Below are 317 nucleotides of genomic sequence, written 5' to 3'. Positions count from 1 at the left end.
CCTACACCGTGACCCAGGCCGATATCGACGCCGGGGGCCTGCGCAACAGCGCGACCGTGGTCGGCACCTACGGCGGCACCGACTACACCGACGTGACCGACGATGGCGACGACAGCGATGGCAACACCACCGATGACGAGACCACCGACCTGGCCGGCCCCGCCCCCGCCATCGAGGGCGTGAAGACCTCGGCGATCACCACCGATACCGGCGATGCGGGCCTGAGCGTGGGCGACGAGATCACCTACACCTTCGCGATCAGCAATACCGGCAACGTGACGCTGAGCAATGTCGGCGTGCAGAGCGACACGCTGAAG

General features: G+C 67.2%; 1 protein-coding gene. It reads left to right on the top strand.

Annotated elements, in window-relative coordinates:
- Positions 1-317, top strand: a 317-nt coding sequence (locus IT775_RS21195; protein WP_212703238.1) for a DUF7507 domain-containing protein, incomplete at both ends; no start/stop codon positions are given.

This window comes from Thalassovita aquimarina, from assembly GCF_018219815.1.
In the GTDB taxonomy this organism is placed as follows: domain Bacteria; phylum Pseudomonadota; class Alphaproteobacteria; order Rhodobacterales; family Rhodobacteraceae; genus Thalassobius; species Thalassobius aquimarinus.
This window is presented reverse-complemented; position numbering and strand designations above follow the sequence as displayed.